Source organism: Desulfonatronospira sp. MSAO_Bac3 (assembly GCF_003838035.1).
GTDB lineage: Bacteria > Desulfobacterota > Desulfovibrionia > Desulfovibrionales > Desulfonatronovibrionaceae > Desulfonatronospira > Desulfonatronospira thiodismutans.
In genome coordinates this window covers 1-4,066 of the sequence record NZ_QYZY01000001.1, presented here as the reverse complement: position 1 = coordinate 4,066, position 4,066 = coordinate 1, and the positions used below count along the sequence as shown (strand labels likewise).

Genomic DNA, 4,066 nt, shown 5'->3' with positions numbered 1-4,066 from the left:
CCAAGCAGAAGAGCAGGTTTGATTCCCTCAAATCCAAACTGGTCCTGAAGGCCAGCGAAATCATGGAGATGGGTGTTGAGGCCGAACTTCTTGTGGGCGGAAAGAACTTTAATACCGCCATAATCAACACCATTGAAAACATTCGGGCTCCACAGTTCAGGGCCATATCTGCCACCGCCTTTCACAAGCTCCTGGATGAGACCAAGGTCAACGCTGCGGCCATCAGGGCTTCGGTGGACAAGGAGTACGACGTTATTGACTGGAAGGGCCAGGCCATCAACGATGATCCGGATTTTTTGAAAAAACTGGTTCGCAAGCTTGCCGTCCAGGTCAAAAGAACCCCGCAAAAGAAAGACAGCACTTTTATCAGGCTGCGTACCTTCATAAACAACGTGGTGGAAGGCTTTGCAGTATCACCAGAAGGCATAGACCAGCTGCGCAAGAGGTCTGTCCTGGTACAGACAGCCATATTGAGCGTGGACCTGCCCAAGGATGTAGAAGAAGCGGTAAGACAGGCCTATAGAGGTATCTGCAAGGAAGTGGGACAGGATAACGTGCCTGTAGCTGTCCGGTCTTCTGCTGCCGGAGAGGACAGCCGCAAAAAGGCCTTTGCCGGACTGCAGGATACCTACTTGAATATCGTCAGCGAAAGCAGCGCAGTGGAGGCATATCATTGGGACTGCGCCTCTGCTTACAATCTACGCAGCATGACCTATCGCAGAGAGGCCATTCTGGATGCAGTGGCCAAAGCTGAATCCACCGGAGATGATTCCATAGCCTCCAAGGCCAAGGAAGAGTGGTCCATAGAAAACACTTCCCTGTCCGTTTGTATCATGCGCATGATCAATCCCGTCATTTCCGGTACAGCCTTCAGCGCAGACACCGCCACCGGCTGCCAGGGAACAGACCGCAAGGACCTGGTATCCATTGATGCCAGCTACGGTCTGGGGGAAGCGGTGGTAAGCGGTATGGTCACTCCGGACAAATTTTACGTGTTTCAGCGCGATGACGGGGAGGAAGTGGTCATCCGGCAGATGGGCTTTAAGGATAAAAAGATAGTTTACGATGAGACCGGAGTAGGGACCGTGGTGCAGAAGGTCCCTGAAGACCTGGTCACCCGCTGGTCCCTGTCCCTGGCCCAGGCCGAAATAGTGGCCAAAGGGGTGCGGGCCATCAGCAAGGCCTATGAGGGCATGATCATGGACACCGAGTTCTGCATAGATGCCTGGGATCGTCTGTGGTTTGTTCAGGCCAGACCGGAAACCAGATGGAACGAAGAGCTGGAAAAGCACCCGGATACCATCTTTATGCGGCGTATGGAGGCGAATAAAAATGCCATTGCCAATGCAGAGATAATACTCGAAGGCAACGGCGCTTCCAGGGGGGCTGGACAGGGTACTGTCAAGTTTCTGCGCTCCGCTCTGGAGCTGAACAAGATCAACAAGGGCGATATCCTGGCCGCGGAACGCACTGATCCGGACATGGTCCCCGGGATGCGCGTTGCATCAGGGATTCTGGCTGATGCCGGTGGAGATACAAGCCACGCAGCCATTACCTCCAGGGAGCTGGGGATTCCGGCCATCATCGGCATCAAGAGGCTGGAGGCCCTGCGGGCCCTGGACGGCCAGGAGGTGACCGTAGACGGCTCAAGGGGGCTTGTCTACCGCGGTCTGGTTCCTCTGGAAGAGGTGGGCGGCGAGATAGACGTGGGCAAGCTGCCGGCCACAAAGACCAAGGTAGGCCTTATTCTTGCCGATGTGGGTCAGGCCCTGTTCCTGTCCAGACTGCGCCGCATGCCTGACTTTGAGGTGGGGCTTCTGCGGGCGGAATTCATGCTGGCCAATATCGGGGTGCACCCCCAGGCTTTGGACGCCTATGACAAGGGCTACCTGGACTCGGTGGTGAACAAGAAGTTCAGGGAGATGGAAAACGAACTTACCAAGGTTGTCCGGGACCAGTTGACCGCTGGACTGGTGAGCCTGGATCTTAACCTTAGAAGGTATGTGGGAATTATATCCGGCCTTGAAGAGCGCATGAGTCAGATGACTGATCAGAAAGGGGCTAAAGGCACGGATGAGGTTTTGGCCATGCACCGGCAGCTCCGGGAGCTGGACAAAAAGCTGGACGAGCATATTGATCTGGCCACCAAGAGGCTGGAAGTGCTTAAGACGTCTCTGGATTTAAAAGAGCATATCGCCATTATTATGGGGTATGCAGACCAGCTTATGCTTCTTGCCGGGGATGACCCGGAAACGGTGCAGAAAAGAGAAGAGCTGGAAGAGGATATAAGCCGTATTGAAAAACGGGTAAAGCGCGACCCCATTGTCCAGGAACACCTGAAGAATATCCAGGACCTTAGAACTGATGTGGCTCAGAAGGTGGGCCTTAAAAACGAAATGGATACAGTGCGCGACCTGTCGCAGAATATCCATGACCACATTACAAGTCGTGGCTTTAGAACCGGAAAAGAGCTTTATGTTCAGACCCTGTCTCAGGGACTGGCCCTGTTTGCCATGGCTTTTTACGGCAGAGACATTGTATACCGGACCACGGACTACAAGACCAACGAGTACCGCAACCTCATGGGCGGCATGCTTTTCGAGCACTACGAAGATAATCCCATGCTGGGCTACCGCGGAGTGTCCAGAGATATCCACGACTGGGAACTGGAGGCCTTCAAGCTGGCCAGGGGAGCTTTCGGAGGCAGCAATCTTCAATTGATGCTTCCATTTGTGCGCACCTTTGAAGAAGCCAGGAGCATGAAGCGCTACCTGGCGGATGTGCACAAGCTGCGCTCAGGTGAAGACGGTCTCAAAATTATCCAGATGTCCGAGATCCCAAGCAATGCCATAATAGCCAAGGAATTCATAAAGGAATTTGATGGGTTTTCCATCGGGTCCAACGATATGACCCAGCTGGTTCTGGGTACGGACCGGGACAACTCCAGACTGGGACACATTTACGACGAGGAGGATCCGGCAGTGGTCTGGGCCATACTGGTGACCATCTTCACCGGGCAGAAGTACGGCAAGAAGGTTGGCTTCTGCGGGCAGGGAGTCTCCAACAGCAAGATTATCCGTGGACTGGTGTGCATTTCAGGAATCGTTTCGGCATCTGTTGTTCCGGATACATATGCCCAGACCAAGGAAGAATTCGCCAAGACTGAAAAGGAAAACATCAAGCTGAGGGATATGGGGGCCTGGCTACAGACACAGCATCTGGAGAGACTCTATGAGCTGCTTAAAGAAAATAACTACGAGCACATCCTCAAGAAATACTCCTCTAATAAGGACCAGCTTGAATGGTACGAGGGCGAGGCTGCACGGCTGCACGAACAACTCTACTCGCATCTTGGATCCAGCAAGGAGGACTTTTACCGCCAGGAACTGTACAAGTTCCGCAATATCTTCCACAAGCCGGTAATCTATGCAAACTGGGACTGGCAGGTGACTATTGACGATGCTTTGCACCAGGCGGGTTTTGCCACTTATGAAGAACAGGAGCAGGCCATGGCTCAAGTATCACAGAAAACGGGCGCTTAGAAAAGGCTGCAAATAACAAGGCCGGATACGTCTTGAATCTGGGACGTATCCGGCCTTTAAACATCCGCACATCAAGTAACAGATATGACCCCTAAAGAAGAATCCATACTGGCGGAGCTGGCCTCACCTGAAGATATCCGGGGGCTTTCCCTGACACAACTAAGCAGGCTGGCCCAGGAAGTCAGAGAGCTTATCATAAACGTCGTCTCCACCAATGGTGGGCATCTGGCACCCTCGCTGGGCACGGTGGAGTTGACTCTGGCCCTTTTAAAGGTCTTTAATCCTTCAAGGGACAGGATTATCTGGGATGTGGGGCACCAGGCTTACGCATACAAAATTCTCACTGGCAGGCGGGACAGCTTCCATACGCTTCGCGCCCGGGGGGGGATCAGCGGCTTTCCAAGACCCGTGGAAAGCAGTTTTGATCATTTTGCCGTGGGGCACTCCAGCACTTCTATTTCCGCCGGCCTGGGTATGGCCGTGGCCAGGGACATACTGGATACCGATCAGAAAGTCTTATCTAT

2 protein-coding genes are annotated in these 4,066 nt (G+C 53.4%); both read left to right on the top strand.

All coding sequences use genetic code 11. The features are described 5' to 3' along the window. The coding region (locus tag D5S03_RS00010; RefSeq protein WP_287042323.1) for a PEP/pyruvate-binding domain-containing protein at window positions 1-3,542 on the top strand (3,542 nt) is incomplete at its 5' end. Window positions 3,543-3,626: 84 nt separating this feature from the next. Next, window positions 3,627-4,066: 1-deoxy-D-xylulose-5-phosphate synthase N-terminal domain-containing protein (locus D5S03_RS00005; protein ID WP_287042322.1), on the top strand; the 440-nt coding region annotated here is incomplete at its 3' end.